A 24070-nucleotide genomic window follows, 5' to 3' on the forward strand; every position below is an offset into this window, starting at 1 on the left:
CTCTATGCGCTTTGATTATGATCTTGTCATGGTTGCGGCCAGCCCCGTCGCCCTCGAGGTTGCCTATCGGTATGCCCCTGTTGGCCGCATTGGCCTAGTACTGCCGCCCCCAGAGGCTCAGTGGCAGTGGCAATGGCAACGCTGGTGGTTGTCTGTGGCTCCACCCTCTCGTTTAGATGCGGCCAGTTGGCAACGATTTCAGGGCATGGTTCAGCAGGGACAGCGCCTCTATGCGCCAACGGTCTTGAACCTATCAGGGATAGATGTCCTCAGCGGCACCGGTAAGTTTGTCTGGCAGCCCCAGTGTCATTTCCAAATTGAACAGGATAGGCTGTACGCACGGGGCTATCTTTTGGTGGATGCGCCACCTGCTATGCTGCCCACCACGCCGGTTATGCAGGGCACGGGGGTCGAGATTGCTGAGGCTCTGGCTTGGCAATCGTGGTCTGGGGACTGTTCCCATCAAGCGTGGCACGTCGGTGGCGATCGCCTCGTTCCCACCGAAGACCCGTGGTTTAACGATCGCCTGCAGGCGGCCTTAGAAGCCCTAGGGATCACGGTTCAGCTGCAGTGTGGCAGATCTACACCACGGCTCCCCCCCGCCCTCGCTCCCCTCAACCTTGAGCCCCTCAACACCGATCGCCATGGCTGGTTGCTGCTAAATCGTTACGGGCGCACCAGTCACCCACAAATTTACGCCTGTGGTGCGTGGCACAAGGGGTACACCTTACCGTCGTTGACGGCCGCCGAAGCGGGGGCGATCGCCGCCAACCTGCTGTTGGGGCACCCGTCTCCCCTTGAGTACCGCTGTCAGCCGTGGTGGCTGCCGATTCCGACCCCCCTAGCACGGGTGGGATGGAACCACCGCCAAGCGCAGCGACAATGGGGGCCAACCGTACAGGTACAGACCATTCACTACCCCGCTGACGACCCCAATTGGGGAGAGATGATCCTAGGGAGCAACGGCAAACTTCTGGGGGTGACCCTCCAAGGCACCGCAGCGATTGCCGCCAGTCGCGTTTTTGGCCTGTGCCTCCAGCAGGGGTTAAGCGCCATGGCCAGCTTGGAGTATGCTGGCTGGAGTATCCCGTAAAATAGCCGCCAGCCCTTCGCGGTACGAGGGGTAGCGCAACCTGACGCCCAGCACTTGCTTGATTTTGTCATTGCGCACCCGCCGCGACTCCTGCCAAAAGGAGAGCGCCATCGGGCTAAGATCGGCTTGGTCGAGGGGAATTGCCGCAGGCGCAGGACGACCCAACAGACGGTAGGCCTCTAGCAGCACCGGCAGGGATTCCGACGGCTGATCATCGCTGAGGTTATAGATTGCGTGGGGAGTGGGGGACTCTAGCGATCGCTCTAGGGTTTGGACAATATCATCCACATGAATACGGCAAAAGTAGTGGCCGGGCTTATCAATGAGCTGCACCTTCCCCTCAAGGATGCGACTAATGGCATTACGGCCGGCGCCTGGGCCATAAATTCCGGGGAGCCGGAAAATATGCGTCGGCAGATCCGCGTTGAGAAATGCCTGCTCAATGGCGACCCGCTGGCGCGATCGCGGGTTCTGGGGGTTCACCGGCGTCGTTTCATCCACCCACTTCCCTTGGCGATCGCCATAGACCCCCGTTGTTGAGAGATAACCAAACCACACCAATCCCTGACGTTCTAAGCGTGGTAGCAGGCTCTTGACGACTGCATCCTCTCCTTGGCGATCGGGGGGAATACTAGACAGAACATGGGTCACCCCCTCTAACGCTGCCGGATCAAGGGGAGTTCGCTCACCATCGAAGGGGTAGCAGGGCACATCCGCCAGTTCCGGTGGCCTTACCCCAGTACGATTGGTCACAACCACCTCAACCCCCCTAGAGCGGAGCGATCGCCCCAGCCGCGCTCCCGTATAGCCACAGCCGAGAATCAGCAGCCGCATCCTTGCTTACTCCTGCGAGGGAGTCGCTGGTGCCTCCACCAAACGAACCTTGGTTGCCAAGCCCAACGCCTGCAATAGACGAATAGTTAACCACGTCAGATCAATTTCCCACCACTGCAAGCCATGGCGAGCAGAGTACTGGTAAGCGTGGTGATTATTGTGCCAGCCTTCGCCAAAGGTGAGCAAGGCAACCCACCAGCAGTTTGTGGAGTAATCAGAGGTCTCAAACGTGCGGTAACCAAAGGTATGGGTGGCACTATTCACCAACCATGTTGTGTGATACACCGTAACCAAACGCACAAAAATCCCCCACACCACAAACGGCCAGCCGCCCCATAGGTAGAGTACCACAGCCAGAACCAATTGAATTGGCAGGAAATATTTATCTAAGAACTGATACACTGGGTCGTCGGCAATATCCTTGGTGAAGCGAGGAATTTCTGCTTCTGCTGGCACTTGGTGAAACATCCACTCAATGTGGCTCCACCAAAAGCCTTTACGGGAATCGTGGTGATCGTTAGGCTGATCGGAGTAGAGGTGATGATGGCGGTGTAAGCCCACCCACCAGATGGGTCCCCCTTCCATTGAGAGCGTTCCGCAAAATACCAAGACGTACTCGAGCCATTTGGGAACTTGAAAGCTGCGGTGGGTTACCAACCGATGCCAACCAAGGGTAATACCAATCCCAGCGGTTAGCCAATGCAAAACAAAGGCCAGCAGCACCGCCGACCAACTAAACATCCCGGGCACAAAGGCCAGCAACGCACCCAGATGGACAAAAATGATAAAAGAGGCTGTAGGCCATGCAAAAGGCGGTTTAGCAACGGTTGCTTGGGTCATGAATTTTTCCGTAAACACTGTAGCCATTACACGTGTCACCCCCATCCAGCCCTAGGCACCAGAGAGGACACGACTACCATCAGACTTTAACATAGGCGGTTCCCACTAAGTATCTTTGCTTAGGAGGCGATGCGGACAGCTTGGGCAGGCGTTGCTAAATAGTTGCCAAATAGTTGCTAAATAGCCGTATAACTTTCGGGTTTGAGTCTTTTGCCGCCCTCACCCTAGCCCTCTCCCAACGGAGAGGGAACAAGACTCTTAGCTCCCTTCTCCCTGGGGAGAAGGGTTGGGGATGAGGGCAATTCATAGCCACATTCAGCAACACCCTTGGGCACTTGCTAACTCGACAAAATTAATTCCCATTCCTCAAGAAGCGTATCAATACTACTATCGGAGTGGCTGGCTGGCTCTGGCGGCGTGGAGTTGGTCTCTAGTTGCTCTGTAGTGTCTGGAAAGAGGGCGTCGCTCTCCTGTGCTGGCACAGATGAAGGTGGGGTCAAGTAAATCTCACGGACATCGCTGGGGAGGCGATCGCCCAGCATATCTAACCCCTGCTCTAGGTGCTGCTGAAGTTCTGCGAGGCTAACCGTTTCCCCTTGGACTTCCAGATACGCCCGTACTCGCTCTAAACTCCAATGGAAGGTTTGGGTAGTCACCAACACCAAGCGGGTGAGAGCAGGCAAATACGCAAGGCTGGCCTCAAGATAGCACCAGAGGGGGGGAGGGGCATCCTTCAGAGTATAGGTAATGTACTCGATACCCGGCAGATCTTCTTGAATCAGTGTGGCAGTACGATTGACAATCCAGTTGCGCAGCGATGCAGCTTCTTCGTCACCAACCCTAATTCCCGTCGGCGTGAATTCTACGAGATCAAGACTAAAAAAGAGGGTATGCCACATTTTGGCAAAGAGGTAATCAACCTGTACAGGCGATTTCCCATGGTGTTGCAAGACACTGTAAACCAAGGGAGCGTAGCGACAGTAGAGCGCAATGAAGTAGCAGCCGCGATCGCGCTCATCCTGAAACCCATGAATCAATGCCTCATCTGACCACTCTAAAAGAGGTTGAATGAGGGGGTGTTGCCGCTCCGTCATCATCGGGAAGGAAAGTACCTTGATCATCTCACTGCCCTTGAACCAGATAGTTCGCTCTACGGCGTTGGCAACTGTCCTATGCAGGTTCTCGCTAGCTGGTAGGGGGAGTGCCGACCTTAGTATTCTAGGTATTCTAGTCATTGACCGCCTGTGGTGAAACCCAGGGATTGGAACCCATGATATGACTGGCGATCGCCCCCGTTTTTCCCTCAACCCAACCCTCAAGTATGCGGGTGTGCTGCGGCAGGTGGCACCGGAAATGGCGCAGTTTTGGCTCTCACAACAGGAACCAACAATTATGGGGCGCGATCCGGAGACCTGTCACATTGTCCTTGACTCCCAACTCTACACATCGGTCTCTCGCCACCATGCTCAGTTTAACTGTGCTACGCCTGCCCCCAACAGAATTCCCCAATGGTCAATTGTGGATCTAGGCAGCGTGAACGGCACCTACGTCAACCAACAACGGATCGAGCAGGAGACGCTCCTGAAGGCGGGCGATCGCATTCAGTTAGGTCGCCAAGGCCCTGAATTTGTGTTGGAATACTTGCCCCTCACCGATGTGGTCAGCACCACCCCCGATCAGCAACTGACCCTCACCCAACTGCTACCCATTTTCGCCATTCATCCCGACTGGGTGCGCAAGGCCTACCTTGTCCCCGGAATTGTTACGGTCATTGCCGTCATCCTGCTCTTTGCAGCTGCGGGTAACCCCAATGCCTTTAAGGTGATTTTGGCGCTGTACCTAGGTAGTGCCGCCTATTACTTCATCTATCAACTATGTGGCAAACGCAAGCCGTGGTGGGTACTCTTAGCCAGTCTGACCCTTGAGATTCTGATCCTGCAAAGTCCAATCTTGCCCGCCATGATCTATGTGTTTCGCACCGTGCTGCCCGGCCAACTTCGCCCCCCTGATCCCTCCTTTTGGGTGTTGCTGGGGCATAATTTTATTGGTGCAGGACTCATGGAAGAATTGCTCAAAGCGATGCCCATTGCTGTGGCCTATGGCTTGGGGCGCTGGTTACCCAGTCCGTGGCAACAAAAGATTGGGGTCTGGGAGCCATTGGATGGCATTCTTTTGGGAGCCGCCTCAGGGCTGGGCTTTACCTGGATGGAAACCCTCGGACACTATGTGCCCGGGATTGCAGGGCAGTTTGGGGATCTAGCAGGCTTACAAGTCCTTATTCCGCGGGTGTTGGGATCCCTGACCGGCCACATGGCCTACACCGGCTACTTGGGCTACTGCATTGGCTTGAGTGTACTGCGCCCTCGCTATGCGCTGCTCATTGTGATCGTGGGGCTGGGGCTATCTGCGTTTTTGCACGCTCTCTGGAATGCCTCTGCGGCTAGTTTTGGCCCCATGGGGTTAGCCGTGGTTGGAATTTTGGCCTATCTATTTTTAACCGCAGCCATTCTCAAGGCACGACAACTCTCGCCGACGCGATCGCAAAACTTTGCTACCCGCTTCTACGGCCATCGCTGACCCAGCCTTGAGCCTAGATTGAGATATTCTAGACATATTCAGTGGTTGGCGTGCCAACTGCAGGGCTACCAAAAGCCCGCTCCGTACCGCTTAGCAGTCGGAGTCGGATAGTTTACACTAATTGCTGCCATCCCAACCCTGCGAGAGCTTGATTGCGCCGCAGGGGGCGGGTCACCAGCTCCAGAATATCGCGGGCATTGCCAAAGCCGTGGATCTGGGCAAAGGTAAACTCCACTGACCACTTGGTACTCATCCCCCGCGCTTCGAGGGGGTTAGCGTGCGCCATCCCCGTAATCACTAAATCCGGTTGCAGAGCCTTAATGCGTTGCAGTTGGTTATAGTTATCGGGCTTTTCAACGATGGTGGGCAGAGGATGATCCATCGCAGCACAGGTTTGGCTGAGCAGGTTCAACTCTGCCGCTTGGTAGCGCTTATCCATGTAGGGAATGCCAATTTCGTGCACCCGCATCCCACAGCGAATCAAAAACCGTGCTAGGGAAATTTCTAAGAGATTATCCCCCATGAAAAAGACTGACTTGCCGCGCACAAGTTCGAGATAATCTGCCAGTTTTTCCCAAGTTTGGGCTTCGCGCTCCGCCAGTCCTTGGGGTTCAATGCCAAAGGTGGTACAGAGGGCTTCCACCCATGCCCGCGTGCCATCGGGACCAATGGGGAAGGGGGCATTAATAAGGTTGCACTTGCGGCGGCGCATCAAGGTTGTGGCCGTACGGCTTAAAAAGGGATTCACCCCGGCCACGTAGTAGCCCTCATCCACCACAGGCAGCTCGGTGTAGCGTTTACTGGGGAGCCAGCCCGACACCTGAATCCCCTGTTTTTTTAGCTCTAGGGTCAGTTGGGTCACAACGGGATCCGGCAGCGAGCCGAAGAGAACCAAGGGAGGGTGATCGTGATACTGGCTTGCCTCCGCTTGCACCTCTTCTTTTTTCTTGCCAAAGTTCAACAAGCGTTGAATGGGGTTGCGCTCTTCGGTATTGGTGACGGCGGTGGGCGTGGGGCAGCGGGCAGCCATGGCGGCTAAAACGGTGTCTTCCCCTTGGGTAAAGGCATAGTCTAAACCGTTGGCTCGGGCAACCACAATGGGAATGCCAATTTCTGCCTCTAGTTTGGGAGCCAGTCCCTCTAGATCCATCTTGATAATTTCGGTGGTGCAGGTGCCAATCCAGACAATGACGCTGGGGTTGCGATCGCGCTTAATTTGCAAGCACAGTCGCTTTAGCTCTTCGTAATCGTTGAGCTGTGCTGAAATATCCCCTTCTTCCAGTTCCGCCATAGCATAACGCGGCTCGGCAAAAATCATCACCCCCATGGCATTTTGCAAGAAGTAGCCACAGGTTTTAGTACCAATTACTAAAAAGAAGCTATCTTCAATTTTTTGGTACAGCCACGCCACACAACTAATGGGGCAAAAGGTGTGGTAGTTTCCGGTTTCGCACTCAACGTTCAGAGCATTGGGAGCAGTGGTGGTCATGGCAGGGGTCTCCAGCGAGGTAATTAGGGTTGACGATGTTGCAGGGCACCCTCAGCGTGTTCTTCAGCACGATTACTGACAAAGGGCTTAGGGGGCAGTAATCGCGGTTCGGGCGTCACTGGCACAGAGTTGTCGCCATTGGCTAGTGCTTCATCGGGATTGAAGTTCAGGCCAAGGGCAGAAATAATGCGGTCGGGATCATTACTCAGTTCGACAATCACAGGCAAGGCATCCGACAGGCGTGGCTCTAGGGCACTTAAGACCCCCAAAATAAAGCTGGAGGACGGCCGCCGCTGACCACGGTAGTTACTCCAAATCGCGAGACGGACAATCCAAGGTCGATTTTCTTGGTAGTAGGCCAGCCACTTGCTGCGCACCGTTTGCCGTAATTGCTCAGGATTCATGATCACTCCATTGAATCGGGTTCCGTGGAGTATTCTAGGGGAGTTTTACACCGTTAGGAGTTGGCGATCGCCTGCCGGTGTGGCCGTTGTCGGATTCAAATAGAAATCTGACAGCAGCGCAAAGAGATCGCGATCAGGGGCATCCTTAGGTACAACCCCTTCTGGCTGTGCCAATACCTGATCCGCAATATTCAAGTAGTAATCGCACACTGGGTTAAGGCTAGGATCTTGTTCGGCCATCTCAAACAGGGTTTTGCCCTTGACCCGCGATACCCGGATATCCTCAATCAATGGCAGCACTTCGAGGATCGGCATCGGCACCGCTTCCACATACTTTTCAATGAGATCCCGCTTGCTGGTGCGGTTGCCAATCAGCCCCGCTAGGCGCAAGGGATGAGTCCGGGCTTTTTCCCGGACTGAGGCCGCAATACGATTGGCCGCAAACAGAGCATCGAAGCCATTATCAGTGACAATCAGGCAGTAGTCCGCATAGTTCAGGGGGGCAGCAAACCCACCACAGACAACATCCCCTAGCACATCAAAGAGAATGACATCGTACTCGTCAAAGGCATTCAGTTCCTTGAGCAACTTTACCGTTTCACCCACCACATAACCGCCACAGCCTGCCCCAGCGGGCGGCCCACCCGCTTCGACGCAGTCCACACCGCCGTAGCCTTTGTAGATCACATCTTCGGGCCAGACATCTTCGTAGTGATAGTCCTTGGCTTGAAGGGTGTCAATGATCGTGGGAATCAAAAACCCCGTAAGGGTAAAGGTACTGTCGTGCTTAGGATCACAGCCGATTTGCAGGACTTTTTTGCCCCGCCGAGCTAATGCTACCGAGATGTTGCAACTGGTCGTGGATTTGCCAATGCCACCTTTACCGTAAACTGCGAGCTTCAAGGTTTACCTCCCTGTGATGATTGGAGTAACGCGATGACCTATTGCTATTCTCAGGGGCATTGCTCGACATCGGGAGGGGGAGCATAAAATATTTTTTTCTGTAATAAATTTTGATTAATGCTTATAAACCTCTAGAAACTGCTATTGTCTATTAAAATTTTATTAAAATAACAGAAAGTTTATAAAGCTTGAAAAAGCTATTTTTTTGTTTGTTTTATACATAAAAGGTTTAAAAATATAAAAAGCCGGTTGGCAAGCGCAAATGCTCACTTTCCACCTTAGGAGCAGTGTTCATTTCTTCCCTACGGGGCGATCGCCAAGGATGTCGTACCCAAAAAAATAGGGGGGCGATCGCCCCCAAGATCTGGATCGCCTAGAAACGGTCGTGAACCCCTAAAGGGCAGACGTATTGTAAAAAATAATTACAGTTACTGAAAGTAAAATTTTTGTTACGATTAGGGGTGACTGTAGTGGTTTCATTGGGGGAAGAATACCCATGGAAACGCTTGCCCGATAACAACTTGCTAGAATTTGAGGGCAGGCCATGATGCTAAGGTGGCCTTAGACTTACTGTTGACACTGCTCCAAGTGAATGGCCAATGGACAACTCCGCCATGAGTGACAACCCTTACGAAAAGCTCCAAGTTTCAGAAGATGCTTCCTTTGAGCAAATCAAGGAAGCACGGGATGCGTTAATCGCCACCCATCCGGGGGACGAGCGGCAGCGCACAGAAATTGAAGCTGCCTATGATGCCATTTTGATGGATCGCTTGCGCCAGCGACAGGAAGGCAAAATCAAAGTACCAGAGCGGATCCGCTATGCCGAGCGACTGGCTGAGTCAGCACCAGCCAAAATCAATCGTATTGGCACTCACCCTGCACTGAAGTGGTGGCAGCAACAGTTGGATATGCCATCCTTGCGCGGCATCGTAATTACATCGGCAGTCTACGCTGCTCTGATGGCGATCGGCATCTCTCAAGCGAATCCAGATACGATCGCCCTGGTGCTCTCCCTAGGCGTTGGCTTTAACCTTGTGTGGTTACAGCGCAAAGAACAGCGGCTGGGTCGCGCCTTTTTACTCACATTGATTGCCCTCATCCTTGGTGCCGTGGTAGCCGTTGCTATCTATCACCTCTTCCCAGGAATGCTCTTGAGCGTCGATCAAACCGTTGGGTTAGGCGTATTTATGACCTTTTGGCTCACCAGCAATTTTTTGCGCTAATTGCGAATTTGGATCGGCATGACAAGGTAAGTCATCTGGGTCTCGCCAAGGGGACGCAGAATGGCAGGTTGGGTGCTGCTGTTCAGTTGCAGTTGCACCTCGGTGCTGTCCATCACTTTTAGCCCATCAAGCAAGTACTTAACGTTGAAGGCAATATCAATGGAGTCCCCAGAAATTTGCGCAGGTAGATCCTCTTTGCCTTCTCCGAGCTGGGGGGCTTCGGCAGACAGATTCAGTTGTTGCTCGCTGGCATTAATACTGATTTTGACGACATTATTTTTTTGAGCCGCGAGAATGGCGATGCGCTCAAGGGCATTGCTCAGGGCGAGGCGATCCACTGTCACTTGTCGCTCAAAGGTTTTGGGGATGAGTTGGCGATAGTTGGGATATTGGCCTTCAAGGAGGCGACTGGTAATGCGGGCATCGGTACCAATATCAAAGACCACTTGGGTGGGGTCACAGCGGAGCATAATCTCGCTATCTTGCTTAGACATGAGTCTCTCTAGGTCTTTGAGAGATTTGGCAGGGATAGTGATGGGGGAAAGAGCGGTGGGGATGGGCTGCTCGGTGAGGGTAACCGCAAGACGATGACCATCGGTGGCGGCAAATTCAAGGCGATCGATTTCAAAGGTGACGTGCAACCCAGTGAGGATTTGTTTGCTTTCATCCGCACTGGCAGCAAAGAGGGTGCTGTGCAACCCTTCCCGGAGGGTGTTAGCAGGGAGAGTAATGGGGGGGATGTCGTCCAGATTGGGCAGAGCGGGAAATTCTTCGGCACTCATACCTTGAATTTCAAAGTGACCGGTGCCATAGTCGAGAATGACGCGGGTGTCTTCGGCGGTGATTTCAATATCCCGATTGGGCATCCGAGACACCATCTCGCTAAACAGTTTGGCGGAGACGGTGATAGCGCCACTCACTTTAACCTCAGCATCTAGCCAAATCTGCATACCAAGGCTAAGGTCAAAGACGGAAAGACCAAGACGACCACCTTCAGCTTGGAGCAGAATGTTGGCCAGTATGGGGTGGGAAGGATTGCTGGGGGCAACTCGACTCAGGGGAGCCAGTTTACTACTGAGGGCAGTCTGTGAACAAACAACTTTCATCTAAATCTCCAAGGTACCCCAAGATAGGGCGGGACAGGATTGGTACGGTAGCATGAGTCACTAATACATTTCAACATAGTCGCTGGATTCTATCCTTGGGAACGAGGGTGTTTGGGCAACGTTCACCACGGCCATTTGGGGTTAGTTCTCTGCCAGTAAACGCATAAGAACAAGTGGGTAGGCAGACAGTAAAACGACACTTGCGCCCCTATGCAGATAGCCCTTGTAGGATGCGAGGGCGATGACTAATGCGAACGCCCCCAGCATGACGATGAGCGGCACGTGCAATAGGCTAGCATCCACAATGTTTAAGGGTCGGGCGATCGCCGCTACCCCTAGCGTCATTGTTACGTTGTAAGTAAAAGACCCGACAACCCCGGCAACAGCGGCTTCTGTTACACCTCGCCGTGCGGTTGACCAAGCTAGAATCACCAATTCAAAGGCGGTTGCAAACCCAACGAGAGAGAGTGCTAATTTGATTTGGGTCGTTTCAATTTGGCTGATTTGGCGTACAGCCTCCACAATGAGGATCGAGCCTGCAACCATGGCAAGCACCCCAGCCACCACAACCCATACCTCTTGGCTGACTCGCTGCCGCATACCGTTTGCCTGCTCAGTTGCAAATTCCTCTAACGCTTCTTCTAGCTCTGCAGTTTCGCCCAACGCGGGTGGCCTACGTTCAACCCACCAGATGATGGCAACATAAAGAATGTACAGCCCAATTAAGAACAGCCCCTCAAGACGACTAATCTCTCCGTTCCAAATAAACCCAGTTGCAATGACAGCAATGGGTACCCCTACCAAGGCGTAGGCCATCACCCGCTTGCTAAATGGTAGCGGTGCAATCCACGCCCCGACTCCCAACGCTACTAAACAGATAGCGATATTCGCCCCTACTACATCGCCAAATGCGATCGCCGGCACCTCCTTGAGGGAGGCCGCAACTGCCGTAGCAAGCTCTTCAGGTTCTGCACCAGCTAACAGTAACGCCAAGGCAAAGGAACTCACGCGCAATCGCACAGCAGCAGCACCCAAGTGTTCAGCGAAAGCTTCGGCTCCCCAAACAATTAAAGCAACACCAAGGATGATCAGCAGTCCCCAGAGGATAGTCACAGAAAACCTCCGAGAAGCCCCGCACCTTCAGGTCGGGGAGGGACAGGAGCGGCAATTGAGAGAGGTTCAATACCCCCGAAATTGCCAGGTTTAGTACGCTTGTTTTTCATAGTCACGGGTGAGAATATAAGAGGATGAAACAAACTCTGACACTAGTTTGCAAACTTGCAACCACACCCGAACAAAATGCCAAGATTGAGGCAGTGCTTCAGGCGTTTGCTGCTGCTTGCAACTATGCCAATGAGCGAGTCAAACCCAAAACAACCAGCAAAACAACGATTCAGTCGTTGGTCTATAACGACCTGCGAGAACAGTTTGGGTTGAGTGCTAATCAGGCAGTCAGGGTTTGTGCCAGGGTTGGGGCGAATCGAAAAACAGCCAAAGTGAAGGGCAAACCTGTCAAAGCGTTTCGTCCAACTTCGGCAGACTACGATGCCCGAATCTTCTCTTTTCGGGAGAAGGATTGGACAGTCAGCCTGACCCTGCTGGGATGTAGAGAACACATCAAACTGGAAATAGGACACTACCAGCGCGGCCAGCTGAAGGGGTGTAAACCCACTTCGGCTCAACTGTGCAAGCACAGAGATGGAAGATACTACATCCACATTCAACTGAGCGACGAAGCTCCTGAACCCATTCAGTCGGACAAGGGGATTGGCGTTGATTTCGGTCGGCGTGAAATCGCTAAAACTAGTACCGATCAAGGTTGGGATGCTAAGCAGTTGAATCAAGTCCGAGATCATTTCGCCAAAGTGAGAGCATCGCTCCAGCAAAAAGCCTCGAAGGGCACACGGTCGAGTCGGCGTAGATGCCGACAAGTCCTGCAACGGCTGTCGGGGAGGGAGAGACGTTTTCAGCGATGGCTCAATCATTCCATCAGTGCATCCATCATTCGTGAAGCAAAACAACTCCATGCCATTGTTGCTATCGAGGATTTGACAGGCATTCGAGATAGAATCAACCAGCAACCGAGAAACGCGACCGAGCGGAGACGGTCTAACAGTTGGGCGTTCTATCAGTTGCGACAATTCCTAGAATACAAGGGTATCAAGGAAGGAGTTGAGGTGGTTGCTGTACCACCTGCCTATACCAGTCAAACCTGCCATTGTTGCTTGCATATTGGGCTGAGGACTGAAAAAAAGTTCAAGTGTGGGCATTGCGGATGGATTGGTGATGCAGACCTAAATGGAGCAATCAATATTGCGCTTTTGGGGCAGTCCGTAACGCTGCCTGGAGGCTCCTGGCTAGCTTGCGAGATAGCCGGAGGGCTACAGAAAGCCTCGCCCTTCTAGGGCGGGGAAGTTTACAAGCACCCCTAAATTCACCACGTCTTGCCTCAAGCCTATCTATTGTTTTGCGCTAAATCCCCAAGCCATGGCTGCTGCCACGACTGCAGCGCCGGGAACCGTCAAGACCCATGCCACTAGAATATGCCGCCACGTTTGCCAGTTCACCCCTCGCTCAGGATGGTGTTGATAGCCTGCGCCTGTAATGGCACCGACGACAACTTGGGTGGTACTGACGGGAAACCCTACAAGACTTGCGGCTGTAACCGTCAGGGCAGCACTGAGGTTGGCCATGCATCCACTAAGGGGGTCAAGGGTGGTAATTTTTTCGCCGGTAGTACGAATAATTCGCTCCCCACCGCCGTAGGTACCTATGGCGATCGCCACGGCACAGAGCGCAATGACCCACAGGGGAATACCGGCCTCTGGAGACAACTGACCAACACTCACTAAGGCTAGCGTAATCACCCCCATGGTTTTCTGGGCATCATTGGCACCGTGGGCAAAGGCCATTAGGGTACCGCTGAGAATTTGGAGGTGTTGCCAGCGCGGCTCAGGTACCTCTCCCACCCATTGCAGGAGATGCTCTACCAGTGCCATCAGGGTCATTCCCACCGCCACTGCTAGCAACGGCGAGAGCACCATGGGTATCACGACTGCCTGCACAATTCCCTGCCAGCGCACAGCGTTTGCCGCCCCTTGAGCCACTGCCGCCCCCACCAACCCCCCAATGAGTGCGTGGGAGGAACTGCTGGGCAGTCCCCAATACCACGTCAGCAGGTTCCAAAGCACTGCCCCCACCAAGGCAGCAGCAATGACCCCGAGCCAATGACCGCCCAGTTGGCTGCGCTCGAGAATCCCCTGCTCAATGGTCAGTGCCACGCGAGTACTTAAAAAGGCTCCCGCAAAGTTGGCGATCGCCGCCACAATCAGAGCTGAACGCAACGAGAGGGCGCGGGTGGCCACCACCGTTGCAATAGCATTGGCTGCATCATGAAAGCCGTTGGTGACATCAAAAAGGAGGGCGATCGCCACCAAGAGGATCACCCCCCATCAACCCCGAGCAGGGAGATCATGACTGACGCCCGCAGTCCCTTAAACGCTGACGGTATCTTTATCTTTGGCCAAGAACTGCTCCAGCTCCGCTAGTGCCTCAGCATCCACTTTGGTTTGCATGGGGCAGAACTTCGGCCCACACATCGAGCAAAACTCAGCGGTCTTGTAAATATCGGCGGGGAGGGTTTCATCGTGGTACTCCCGCGCCCGGTCTGGGTCTAAGGCCAACTCAAACTGCTTATTCCAGTCAAAGTTATAGCGAGCATGGGAGAGTTGATCATCGCGATCGCGTGCTCCCGGACGGTGGCGAGCAATATCCGCCGCATGGGCTGCAATCTTATAGGCAATTAAGCCATTGCGGACATCTTCAGCATTGGGTAAGCCTAGGTGTTCCTTAGGCGTGACGTAGCACAGCATTGCGGTGCCGTACCATCCAGCCATCGCCGCGCCAATGGCACTGGTAATGTGGTCATAGCCGGGGGCAATATCCGTCACCAACGGCCCAAGCACATAGAAGGGGGCTTCAGAGCACTCCTCCATTTGTTTACGCACATTGAATTCAATTTGATCCATCGGCACATGGCCGGGGCCTTCTACCATCACCTGCACATCGTGCTCCCACGCCTTGCGGGTGAGTTCCCCAAGGGTTTTTAGCTCCGCCAATTGCGCTTCGTCAGAGGCATCATGAAGACAGCCCGGGCGGAGGGAATCCCCCAGCGAGAACGAGACATCGTATTTTTTAAAAATCTCGATAATGTCGCGGAAGTGGGTATAAAGGGGGTTTTGTTTATGGTGGTGCAGCATCCACTTCGCCAAAATACCGCCCCCCCGAGAGACAATACCCGTAATGCGGTTTTTCACCAAGGGCAAGTATTCAATGAGAATACCCGCATGGATGGTCATGTAGTCCACCCCTTGTTGGGCGTGCTTTTCAATGACGTGAAGGAAATCGTCCGCCGTGAGCCGATCCATATTGCCATGGACACTTTCAAGGGCTTGATAAATCGGTACGGTGCCAATGGGCACCGGCGAGGCATTAATAATGGCGGTGCGAATGGCATCGAGATCACCGCCGCCCGTCGAGAGATCCATCACCGTATCTGCACCGTACTTCACCGCCAGATGCAGTTTGGCCAGTTCTTCCTCCAAGTTAGAGGAGTTGGGAGAGGCACCAATGTTGGCATTAACCTTGCATTTGGAGGCAATGCCAATGGCCATCGGTTCAAGATTGGGGTGATTAATATTGGCGGGGATAATCATCCGCCCCCGCGCCACTTCATCGCGGATGAGTTCTGGGGGTAGGTTCTCGCGCCGCGCCACATAGTGCATTTCCTCGGTGATGATCCCTTGGCGGGCATAATGCATCTGAGTAACATTATCCTGCCCCTTACGAGCAGCAATCCATTCGCTACGCACCATTGATAGAATCCTCTCTAGACAGCTTCCCTGCGCCAGCATGATCCGGTTCAGGTTCTAAGGGTTTACTCTCAGCCTGCTGTGATCACAGACACCCCTAGCATGTGGTTCATTCTATCATTTTGCCCTTGGAGGATGGCGATGTACCGCAGCACCCCTTCCCCCTAGGATTACTGCAATACTACTGCAATACGTCAATGCGTACTGGCCCGACCCCAGCCCCAATGAGGCCAATGGCAGCAGCCGCACCGCGAGAGAGGTCAATTTCCCGTCCCGGCGTAAATGGGCCACGGTCGTTAATCCGCACAATCACCGATCGCCCATTATGGAGGTTGGTAACCCGTACCCGGGTGCCAAAGGGCAGTGTTTTGTGGGCGGCGGTCATGGCATCTTGGTTAAACCGCTCACCATTGGCGGTGCGCGCACCGTGGAAGCCGGGGCCATACCATGAGGCCATACCAGTAACCTGCATACGAATCGGGCCGACGGCCACTACAGTATTGTCAGAGCCGTCAACACTGGTGAGGGCAGGTGCATTCCCTAACTGCCGCCGAATGAGGTTGGCAATGCGCAGGGCATGTTCATCGCTGCGCTGCTGGTTTTGGGGTAGCAAAATCTGGTTATTGAGGGTGAGGAGGTGCTCTTTGTCGGCGTAGATGCGATAGCGCTGTTGCTGCCCATCCCAGCGTACCCGTATTAAGTTGGCATCAAAACCTTGCTCGTGGAGTTGGTTGAGGCGGGCAGTTAAAATCGTTGCCTGCTGCGCGGCATCCGAAAGGGTGGTTTGCTCAGGGGAGGCCCCACCACTGGCGGTGGCAACTTTCACCCCTGCTGGCTGGGCGGCATTGGTGCCCATGAAGGTGAGAATGGGAATCCCTCGCAAATAGACCGTAATGGCTTCCCGACCCTGCTTTTCGTAGCGATGCAGGGTGGCGATCGCCCGGGTGGCAATGGGCGCAGTGGCTTGGCGTTCCCCCACTTTGCTGGCAACAACCGCGGCCTCAGGAGCAGGAGCCGAGGCGGTTGCGGGTGTGGGCGTATTTGCACGGCTGTCGGAGAAAACTCCGAACACCGCCAGCGCAGTTGTCGTCAAACCAATGTAAAGCGTTTTCTTCATAAGCGTCCGTTAAAAAGGGCATCCATACGGCAGGACAGCGGGGCACCAAGGTCACAGGCTAACCCGTACTGGTGCCGTGTTCGCTCTCATAGCGGAACTGTTTCAACCTACCACGAACCCCAAAACTCAAGCATCTGTACCCTTTTGTTCATGACGAACATTCGCAGAGAGAATAAAAAAAGTGAACACTGTTAAAACTCACACAGACTGGCACGTTGACGGAATTTGCAGTCGTCGATCAAAAATAAGTAAAAATTATAAAGATTTGCTAATTAATTTTTAATTTCTGAAGTTTTTTGTGATTTAGATCACGCAAAAGCTAGATTCTTTTTCTAGAGAAAATTTGCCTTTTACTCCCTTTTCTGGGTGGCATAGGACGATTTACGGGGAGCGTTGGGGATGGTATCCCAAGGTCATCAGACGGGGGTCAAGCCAGTTAAGAAAGTGTATTGCCAGTGTTTTGAGGTGGCACGGTAGTGCATAAAACAGAAGTATGTCTCGCAGATGAGTAATTTATGGCCAACATCGATGATCTGCGCCAGCGTTTAGAGGTACTCGAAGCAACGGTTGCGGGCTTGGCGCGATCGCTGCGGATCCTCCAAGAAGCAGTGTTACGCGAGGATCTGGCACCCGAGCCAGAACAACCTCCAATTTCACCTACTCCTGCCTCAGACCAGCCGACAACTGTCCCGGATCGCCCGTCACAGCAGCCTGCCCCTGTTTCTGCACCTGAAACACCCCCACCTCTACGGCCTGTGAGTGCACCTAAAACCGATTGGTTGCAAAACTGGGAATTGTGGCTCAACCGCCTAGGGATTGGGTTACTGTTGCTGGGGATTGCTTTCCTGTTTAAATACGCAATTGATCTTGGCTGGCTCACCGATGGGGTACTGGTGGCGATCGGGCTATTGATGGCAACGGGGCTGATTGCGCTGGGGTGGCGGTTGCAGCAGCGCGCGATCTTTAGTCAGTTTCTGCAAGGGGGAGGGCTGGCCACCTATTACATTACGGGGTTTGCCGCCTATCAGCTTTTAGAGATAGTCTCGATGGCGATCGCCTTTCCCTTGATGGTGGCGGTGACCTTGGCAGCCTTCTTCCTTGCCCTGCGGCAGAATCGGGCGATCTTTTCAGTGATTGGCACCCTTGGCGGCCTAGCAACGCCCTTCCTGCTGTACGAGGGATCCGGTAGCCCCCTTGCCTTAGCCGCCTATACCTTTGTGATTGTGGCGGGCAGTTGGGGGATCTACGCCTATAAAGGGTGGCGATCGCTCCTGTGGTCTAGCTTTTGGCTCGGCTGGCTGGTGCTCAGTATTGCCGTTAATGCCTTTAATGCAACCGGTCTAGCACCGTGGTTCCTGCAAGCCATTCTAGGGCTGACGTGGTTGGGCTTTACCGTCTTGCCACCGTGGTACCAGTGGGGCGATCGTGACCGTGCATCCCTTCCCCATGGTCAAGCCTTAGCACTCTTTAATCCACTCATTACTCTCAGTTTGTCGGCGGTTGTTTGGAACTGGTCTGCCACGACCGTTGGGGCTATCTTTATTGCCTTTGGTGCCCTGTACTTAGTCACGAGTCTGCTATGGCGGCGGATTCCCCCCTCTTGGCGCTGGGTTTATAGCCTAACAGGATTGTTGCTCATCTTGGCAGGCATTATCTATCGCTACCACAGCAACCCCTTAATTTTGGCACCCCTTGCCATTGAAGGGTTAATTTTGCACTACCTTGCCCAGTACTACCGCTCCGCCGCGTTGCAAACCATTGCCCATGTCTGGTGGGGGATCCTCACCGTAGTGATGGCCGCTCGCTTTTTAATTCTGGCGGCAGGCACCCCACCACTACTCAATCGCGAATTCATCACCGACCTAATTGTGATGGCCGCAGGGCTAGGGAGTACTCGCTTTTTGGCCGCCACAACCCGCCCCGTCTATTGGGTGTTTGGCTACGCCCTAACCTTGGGCTGGATTCAACACGAATTGGCAAGCTTCGGCACAGGAGCTGCCACCCTGCTGTGGGGACTGTTTGGGGTGGGGTTGCTCGTCTATGGGCTACGGCGGGATGTCTCAGGGGTGCGGATTGTTGCCCTTATTACCCTCGTTATTACAATTATCCGCCTCTTTATTATCGACCTCATCAACCTTGCCCCTGCTTGGCGGGTACTGCTGTTTATGGGGTTTGGCCTTATTTTCTTGGTTCTCAGCTACTTTTTCCGTGCGCTGTGGCGACATCCCCCCGCAGAATCCTCTAGGATTAGTGAAAACACTGCACCTGTTGAACCCGAAAAGGAATCATGACCCGCATTGCTGATCTACGCCGCGACTATCGTCGTCAACGCCTCCTCGAAACCGAAGTGGCGGCGAACCCCCTCCATCAATTTCAAGTGTGGTTTACAGACGCCGTTAATGCTGAGTTGCCTGAACCGAATGCCATGACTTTGGCCACCATTGGCTTAGATGGGATGCCTGCGGCTCGCGTAGTGCTGCTTAAAGAACTCGATGAACGGGGGTTTGTCTTTTTCACCAACTACCGCAGCCGCAAAGGCCAAGAGCTAGCGCACACTCCAAAGGCCGCCTTAGTCTTTTGGTGGGCAGAACTAGAGCGCCAAGTACGTATTGAGGGAACGGTGGAGCGCATTAGCGCGGCGGAGTCGGATCACTATTTTTGCGACGCGCCCCCTAGGGAGCCGTTGGGGAGCGTGGGCCTCACAGCAGAGTGAGGTCTTAGAGTCTTACGCAGAGTTAGAGGCAAAATTAGCGCAAATTGAGGCACGCTATGGGGAGGACGTTCCCCGCCCAGAGCATTGGGGGGGTACCGGGTACTACCCACCCTGATTGAATTTTGGCAAGGTCGCCCGAACCGCCTCCACGATCGCCTCTGCTATCGGCGCACGGAAGGCGGCTGGCAGATGGTACGGCTTTACCCCTAGTTGACATCTCGCATTCGGTAAAATGCGATGGCAGAACATTTTAGGGGTGTGCCACCAGTTGGGCTTGACGCAACTGACCACAGGCCGCTTCCCGATCCAGTCCCCGCGATCGCCGGATGCTGGCTGCCACGCCTAAGTCTTGGAGCTGCATTAAAAAGTCTTGCAGATGCCTGCTGCTGGGGCGTTGATAATGGGCTTCGGTGATTGGATTGTAGGGAATTAAGTTGACATGGCTCTGAAATCCGCGTAGGAGTGCAGCCAATTCGTGGGCATGGTGAGGGCGATCGTTGACCCCTGAGAGCACCGTATATTCAAAGGTGATGCGACGGCCGGTTTGCTGAACATAGGTACGACAGTCGGCAATCAGTTGAGGTAAAGGGTAATGCCGCGCACTAGGGATAAGCTGCTGCCGCAACTCTTGGTTCGGAGCATGGAGGCTGACGGCTAAGGTAATTTGCAGTTCATAGCTGGCTAGGCGCTGAAGTTGCTGGGGAATGCCAACGGTGGACAGGGTGATGTGCCGCTGCCCAATACCAATATCGCGATTGAGGCAGGTGATGGCTTTGAGGACGGCCTCTAGGTTCAAAAGGGGTTCCCCCATCCCCATAAACACCACATGGCTCACCCGCCGTTGCATTTCGCTTTGAATTGTGAGCACCTGATCTAGAATTTCGTGGGGTGCCAAGTTGCGTCGATACCCCCCTTTCCCCGTTGCGCAGAAATCGCAGGCCATGGGACAGCCTACTTGGGAGGATACACACACAGTGAGGCGATCGCCGGTGGGAATACCAACGGTTTCAATGGTTTCGCCATCGGCTAAACCAAGGAGCAGTTTCAAGGTGCCGTCGCTCGACCAATGGTGATGACGAATCTGAGAGCGACCTACCTCAACCCCTTCAAGGTGCTCCCGCCAGCGTTTGGGAAACACCGTAATCTCTGCGAGCGATCGCACCCCCTTTTGATACAGCCATTGATAGAGTTGTTGGCCACGATAGCTGGGCTGCCCTTGGGCGCTGACCCATGCCGTTAATTCATCGACCGACTGTCCTAGGAGTGCCATAATGCATAGGCTGAGGGGTGTTCTGCATGGATCCTAGCAGACCCCCACGTTGGTGGATGTCACCGTTGCCCCTCAATGCCGTAGGGCATCCTGCCGAAGAGGCTAAAATGGGTTAGAAAAATGGGCGTATGGGAGATAGCACCGTGGGACTTTTTGATCGCATCAGTCGGGTGATCCGAAGCTGGATGAACGCTATTGTTGGGGCGGCTGAGGATCCCGAAAAGATGCTTGAGCAAAGCATGATTGAAATGCAGGACAACCTTGTCTCCCTGCGACAAGCGGTGGCTCAGGCGATCGCCTCCCAAAAACGGCTCGAGCAGCAGTTTAACCAACATCAACAGCAGGCAACGGAGTGGGAGCGGCGCGCCAAAATTGCCCTACAACACGGCGATGAACCACTGGCCTTAGAAGCCCTGAATCGCAAAAAAGCAGCGACCAATGCAGCGATGGCGCTAAAGGCGCAACTCGAGCAGTCGATTAGCCAAGTCGATGTCCTCAAAAAACAAATGCAACAGCTTGAGAGCAAAATTGCTGAGGCCAAGACCCGCAAGGAAATGCTGGTGGCACGGGCGCGGGCAGCCAAGGCCTCGGAACAAATTCAGCAAACCTTTAGCAAGGTCAACACCAATGCGCCCATGGCCGCCTTTGAGCGCATGGAAGAGAAGGTGATGGAAATGGAAGCCCGCTCCCAAGCTGTAGCGGAGCTAAACACCGATACCCTTGAAGCGAAATTTGCTGCCCTTGAGTCCAGCAGTGTTAATGAGGATCTCGCCCGCCTCAAAGCAGAGTTGGCCAGTCCGCAGCAACTCCCCAGTGCCAGCGCTCCCGCTTACGATCCAGAACTAGAAGCCCTGCGGCGGCAACTAGAGCAGAGCTAGCGGTTATTCATGGATCTGTTGCGATCGCTCCCTCTGGGACTTTACCTAGAACACCCCATCACTTGGTTGCACCGCTTGGATCCACGGGTCAAACTGGGCTGGTTAATGACCTTTTTGCTGGCACCGGTGCTGGCGGATACCTCGTGGCGATTAGTGTTAGTCCTCTGCTTAATTGGCTTGACCTTTGTGGGTGGCATTCCCCGCCGGGTGTGGCAACGACAACTACTGTGGCTATTACTGCTGGGGGGTCTTATTTTTCTGATTACTGCCCTAATGCCCGATGGCATGGCGGTCAGCTACCAACCCCGCCGCCCCCTTGAGGCAACAGCACCAATCACCAGCTATCACTACATTCTCTGGCAGTGGCACGCTCAGATGGGGCAGTGGCCCATTCATCTGCAAATCTCCCAGCGCTCCTTTGATCTGGGCTTACGCTTGAGTACCCTTCTATTTACCTTGCTCTACAGCACGCATTTGTTTCTGCTCACCACCGCACCTGAGGAGGTAACTGCTGGCCTCGAATGCCTGATGCAACCCCTGAAACGCTTTAAGTTACCTGTTGCCGAACTTGCCCTGACCCTAACCCTCTCACTGCGCTTCATTCCCTTAGTGCTTGAAGAGGTGCAAAACCTCAGCCGTTCGGTGCGCACTCGTGCCATCAACTGGCGATTAGTGGGGATCAAAGGCAGTATTAAGCTGTGGCTGACCCTGGCAGTACGGCTGTTAGAGAACCTACTCCTGCGGGCGGAACAGGTGGCCTGTGCTATGCAGGTGCGGGGGTTCCAAGAGGCTGGAACCTACGATAACCCATGGCACCACTTGCGCTTGCAACGGCGAGATTGGCTGGCCTTAGCAGCCATGGGGCTGTTCTGGCTCCTGCGGATACAACTCCCAGCTTGGGGGGCGCTATTCCCATGATCTCACCCTGTGCGCCATGGGTCTGGGCGTGCCTACCCTTGGGGGACGCAGCGGCCGAGCCGTGTTTAGCCAGTTATTTTTAGCCGAGCCGGTGGCGGTACTCCTCGAAAGCCCTGCCAGCCATCTCACCCCCCAAGCTCGCTATTCCATTTGTGCCGGTAGGCCGCGCCGCCAGTGGGTACGCTCCTTGGGTCAGGTGCTCCCCACCTTGGGGCAGTTTCCCCAAGTGGCCACCGTGCCCCCTGAGGTTGCCCATCTACCCTTTACGGGGGGTGGCTCGGTTGGCTCGGCTATGAATTGGCATGGGAAATTGAGGTGCTGCCGCCCCTGCGTCCAGATCCACTGCCGTTTCCCCTAGCCTTTTGGTACGAACCCCAGAGCTTTGCGGTGTTAGATCACCAGAGCGATCGCCTCTATTTGGCGGCCTCTGCCGCCGCAGACCTTGCTGCCCTGCAAAAACAGCTAGAGGCATTACCGCCGCCCCCGAAGTTCCGATTTCCAATAGAGCAGGATCTGTGGAATTGGCTGCTGGCTGGCAACCCCAAACCTATCAGGCGGCGGTGGGTAAGATCCTAAATCATATTCGCGCTGGCGATATTTTTCAGGCCAACCTCTCGGCTCGGTTTAGCTATCACGGCACCGTGAACCCGTGGCAGCAATACCTACGACTGCAACAGATTAATCCCTCGCCCTTTGCCAGCTATTGGCAGACTCCCTGGGGATATATCGTGAGTTGTTCGCCGGAGCGGTTGGTGCACTTTCAGGGCGAGAGGGTGCAAACCCGCCCCATTGCGGGCACCCGCCCGCGAGGGCATACCGCCACTGACGATCGCGCCCAAGCAGCTGATCTGCTCAGCAACACGAAAGAACAGGCAGAGCACATTATGCTGGTGGATCTAGAGCGCAACGATCTGGGGCGCATCTGCCGCTGGGGAAGTGTTGTGGTTGATGAACTCCTGACGCTGGAATACTACAGCCACGTTATCCACCTCGTGAGTAATGTGCGGGGCACGGTCAAGCCCGGCACCACCCCGGTAGAGGTTATTCGCGCCCTATTTCCCGGTGGCACCATTACCGGCTGCCCAAAAGTGCGCTGTATGGAAATTTTGGCGGCGCTTGAACCCGTCCCACGGAATTTGTTTTACGGCTCCTGTGGCTACTGGGATCAGCGAGGGCACTTGGATCTCAATATCCTGATTCGAACCCTGCTGGTTGCTGGCGATCGCCAAACCACTTGGGGACAGGTGGGGGCGGGAATTGTCGCCGACAGCGATCCCGAGCGGGAGTGGCAGGAATCGCTTAATAAGGCGCAAGCGCTACTGTTGGCACTGGGAACCCCAGCAACGGTAGGGATGCTCTGCTAAGTAAGCGTTGCTATAGCGGTGATCGTTAGTGACCTCAGCACCAATCCACGGCGGTACGCTTAAGGGATAGTCGGCACGGGGCAGTTCGATCTCGGCGAGGATCAGCCCTGCCGATTCACCCTTGAATTCATCAATCTCCCAGCAGAGGTCTCCCCACGGAACGCGGTAGCGGTCTTTCTCAATGATGGGTTGGATACAGAGTGCTGTCAGCAACTCCATAGCCTCATCCACGGGAATCGGATACTCGTACTCCCGCCGGTGGGCACCACTGGCCTTGCCCTTAATTGTTAACCACGCCTGAGTCCCTGCACGGCGCACCCGCACAGTACGCTCTGGGGTAGTTGAAAGATACCCTTGGGCAATGTGGGTGACATGGATGGCCAGCGATCGCCACAACTCAGCCGTCACCAAAAACTTGCGTTCAATCTCGATTCCCATCCCAACCCCCTCCCCCACGGGACTGATCCGTA

20 protein-coding genes, 2 pseudogenes and 1 riboswitch are annotated in these 24070 nt (G+C 54.4%); of the genes and pseudogenes, 9 read left to right on the forward strand and 13 right to left on the reverse strand.

Annotation, left to right across the window (positions count from 1 at the left end; genetic code table 11):
- Positions 1-4: 4 nt before the first annotated feature.
- Positions 5-1093, forward strand: a complete 1089-nt coding sequence (locus BRW62_RS06335) for a hypothetical protein (protein ID WP_099798742.1) — start codon at positions 5-7, stop codon at positions 1091-1093.
- Here BRW62_RS06335 and BRW62_RS06340 read toward each other — a convergent pair.
- From BRW62_RS06340 to BRW62_RS06350, 3 genes are all read right to left on the reverse strand, one after another.
- Positions 1046-1927, reverse strand: coding sequence for an SDR family oxidoreductase (locus tag BRW62_RS06340; protein ID WP_099798743.1), 882 nt, complete (start codon positions 1925-1927; stop codon positions 1046-1048). The two genes, BRW62_RS06335 and BRW62_RS06340, sit on opposite strands and share 48 nt — an antisense overlap.
- 6 nt (positions 1928-1933) lie before the next feature.
- Positions 1934-2767, reverse strand: coding sequence for an acyl-CoA desaturase (locus BRW62_RS06345; RefSeq protein ID WP_198406232.1), 834 nt, complete (start codon positions 2765-2767; stop codon positions 1934-1936).
- 338 nt (positions 2768-3105) lie between these two features.
- A complete protein-coding gene (locus BRW62_RS06350) occupies positions 3106-3888 on the reverse strand; it encodes a hypothetical protein (protein ID WP_099798745.1) in 783 nt (260 codons plus the stop codon).
- A gap of 154 nt (positions 3889-4042) precedes the next feature.
- Here BRW62_RS06350 and BRW62_RS06355 point away from each other — a divergent pair, with 154 nt between their 5' ends.
- A complete protein-coding gene (locus BRW62_RS06355) occupies positions 4043-5344 on the forward strand; it encodes a PrsW family glutamic-type intramembrane protease (protein ID WP_099798746.1) in 1302 nt (433 codons plus the stop codon).
- A gap of 112 nt (positions 5345-5456) precedes the next feature.
- On the opposite strand, the gene BRW62_RS06360 is transcribed toward BRW62_RS06355, so the two are convergent.
- From BRW62_RS06360 to bchL, 3 genes are read right to left on the reverse strand one after another with little or no spacing between them, the layout of a single operon-like run.
- Positions 5457-6833: a ferredoxin:protochlorophyllide reductase (ATP-dependent) subunit N gene (locus BRW62_RS06360; protein ID WP_099798747.1), complete on the reverse strand. Its 1377-nt coding sequence runs from the start codon at positions 6831-6833 to the stop codon at positions 5457-5459.
- A gap of 23 nt (positions 6834-6856) precedes the next feature.
- Positions 6857-7237, reverse strand: coding sequence for a DUF5331 domain-containing protein (locus tag BRW62_RS06365; protein ID WP_099798748.1), 381 nt, complete (start codon positions 7235-7237; stop codon positions 6857-6859).
- 45 nt (positions 7238-7282) lie between these two features.
- Positions 7283-8140 carry a ferredoxin:protochlorophyllide reductase (ATP-dependent) iron-sulfur ATP-binding protein gene (gene bchL, locus BRW62_RS06370; protein ID WP_099798749.1) on the reverse strand — a complete coding sequence of 286 codons (858 nt, stop codon included), beginning with the start codon at positions 8138-8140 and terminating at the stop codon, positions 7283-7285.
- A gap of 614 nt (positions 8141-8754) precedes the next feature.
- On the opposite strand from bchL, the gene BRW62_RS06375 reads away from it, so the two are divergent.
- Positions 8755-9363: a CPP1-like family protein gene (locus BRW62_RS06375; RefSeq protein ID WP_198406197.1), complete on the forward strand. Its 609-nt coding sequence runs from the start codon at positions 8755-8757 to the stop codon at positions 9361-9363.
- Here the strand turns inward: BRW62_RS06375 and dnaN are convergent.
- A complete protein-coding gene (gene dnaN / locus BRW62_RS06380; RefSeq protein WP_099798751.1) occupies positions 9360-10469 on the reverse strand; it encodes a DNA polymerase III subunit beta in 1110 nt (369 codons plus the stop codon). The two genes, BRW62_RS06375 and dnaN, sit on opposite strands and share 4 nt — an antisense overlap.
- A 141-nt stretch (positions 10470-10610) precedes the next feature.
- Positions 10611-11582, reverse strand: coding sequence for a sodium:calcium antiporter (locus tag BRW62_RS06385; RefSeq protein WP_099798752.1), 972 nt, complete (start codon positions 11580-11582; stop codon positions 10611-10613).
- A gap of 134 nt (positions 11583-11716) precedes the next feature.
- On the opposite strand from BRW62_RS06385, the gene BRW62_RS06390 reads away from it, so the two are divergent.
- Entirely contained in the window at positions 11717-12874 is a 1158-nt protein-coding gene (locus BRW62_RS06390) for an RNA-guided endonuclease InsQ/TnpB family protein (protein ID WP_099798753.1), read from the forward strand.
- 54 nt (positions 12875-12928) lie between these two features.
- On the opposite strand, the gene BRW62_RS06395 is transcribed toward BRW62_RS06390, so the two are convergent.
- The 3 genes from BRW62_RS06395 to BRW62_RS14790 form a co-directional block, all read right to left on the reverse strand.
- The gene (locus tag BRW62_RS06395) at positions 12929-13915 is read right to left on the reverse strand and encodes an inorganic phosphate transporter (RefSeq protein ID WP_099798754.1); all 987 of its coding nucleotides are present in this window, start codon (positions 13913-13915) and stop codon (positions 12929-12931) included.
- Positions 13916-13963: 48 nt separating this feature from the next.
- Entirely contained in the window at positions 13964-15340 is a 1377-nt protein-coding gene (gene thiC, locus BRW62_RS06400; RefSeq protein ID WP_198406233.1) for a phosphomethylpyrimidine synthase, read from the reverse strand.
- 10 nt (positions 15341-15350) lie between these two features.
- Positions 15351-15449: riboswitch (TPP riboswitch) on the reverse strand.
- 72 nt (positions 15450-15521) lie between these two features.
- Positions 15522-16457 carry a septal ring lytic transglycosylase RlpA family protein gene (locus BRW62_RS14790; RefSeq protein ID WP_099798756.1) on the reverse strand — a complete coding sequence of 312 codons (936 nt, stop codon included), beginning with the start codon at positions 16455-16457 and terminating at the stop codon, positions 15522-15524.
- A gap of 515 nt (positions 16458-16972) precedes the next feature.
- On the opposite strand from BRW62_RS14790, the gene BRW62_RS06410 reads away from it, so the two are divergent.
- Positions 16973-18748, forward strand: a complete 1776-nt coding sequence (locus BRW62_RS06410) for a DUF2339 domain-containing protein (RefSeq protein WP_099798757.1) — start codon at positions 16973-16975, stop codon at positions 18746-18748.
- Positions 18745-19380, forward strand: a pseudogene (pdxH, locus tag BRW62_RS06415) (pyridoxamine 5'-phosphate oxidase). Before BRW62_RS06410 ends, pdxH begins: the two are co-directional and overlap by 4 nt.
- A gap of 40 nt (positions 19381-19420) precedes the next feature.
- Here pdxH and rlmN read toward each other — a convergent pair.
- Complete coding sequence (gene rlmN / locus BRW62_RS06420) at positions 19421-20440, reverse strand: 23S rRNA (adenine(2503)-C(2))-methyltransferase RlmN (protein ID WP_099798758.1); 1020 nt, start codon at positions 20438-20440, stop codon at positions 19421-19423.
- A gap of 143 nt (positions 20441-20583) precedes the next feature.
- On the opposite strand from rlmN, the gene BRW62_RS06425 reads away from it, so the two are divergent.
- From BRW62_RS06425 to BRW62_RS15170, 3 genes and pseudogenes are all read left to right on the forward strand, one after another.
- On the forward strand, positions 20584-21318 hold the full coding sequence (locus BRW62_RS06425) for a PspA/IM30 family protein (RefSeq protein WP_099799863.1): 735 nt from the start codon (positions 20584-20586) through the stop codon (positions 21316-21318).
- 9 nt (positions 21319-21327) lie between these two features.
- Positions 21328-22236, forward strand: coding sequence for an energy-coupling factor transporter transmembrane component T family protein (locus tag BRW62_RS06430; RefSeq protein WP_099798759.1), 909 nt, complete (start codon positions 21328-21330; stop codon positions 22234-22236).
- A pseudogene (locus BRW62_RS15170) lies at positions 22128-23600 on the forward strand (anthranilate synthase component I). The gene BRW62_RS06430 and the pseudogene BRW62_RS15170 overlap by 109 nt, the downstream one beginning before the upstream one ends.
- Here BRW62_RS15170 and BRW62_RS06440 read toward each other — a convergent pair.
- Positions 23553-24038: a CYTH domain-containing protein gene (locus tag BRW62_RS06440; RefSeq protein ID WP_099799864.1), complete on the reverse strand. Its 486-nt coding sequence runs from the start codon at positions 24036-24038 to the stop codon at positions 23553-23555. The pseudogene BRW62_RS15170 and the gene BRW62_RS06440 overlap by 48 nt on opposite strands.
- Positions 24039-24070 lie beyond the last annotated feature (32 nt).

It is taken from the genome of Thermostichus lividus PCC 6715 (assembly GCF_002754935.1).
GTDB classification, from domain to species: Bacteria; Cyanobacteriota; Cyanobacteriia; order Thermosynechococcales; family Thermosynechococcaceae; genus Thermosynechococcus; species Thermosynechococcus lividus.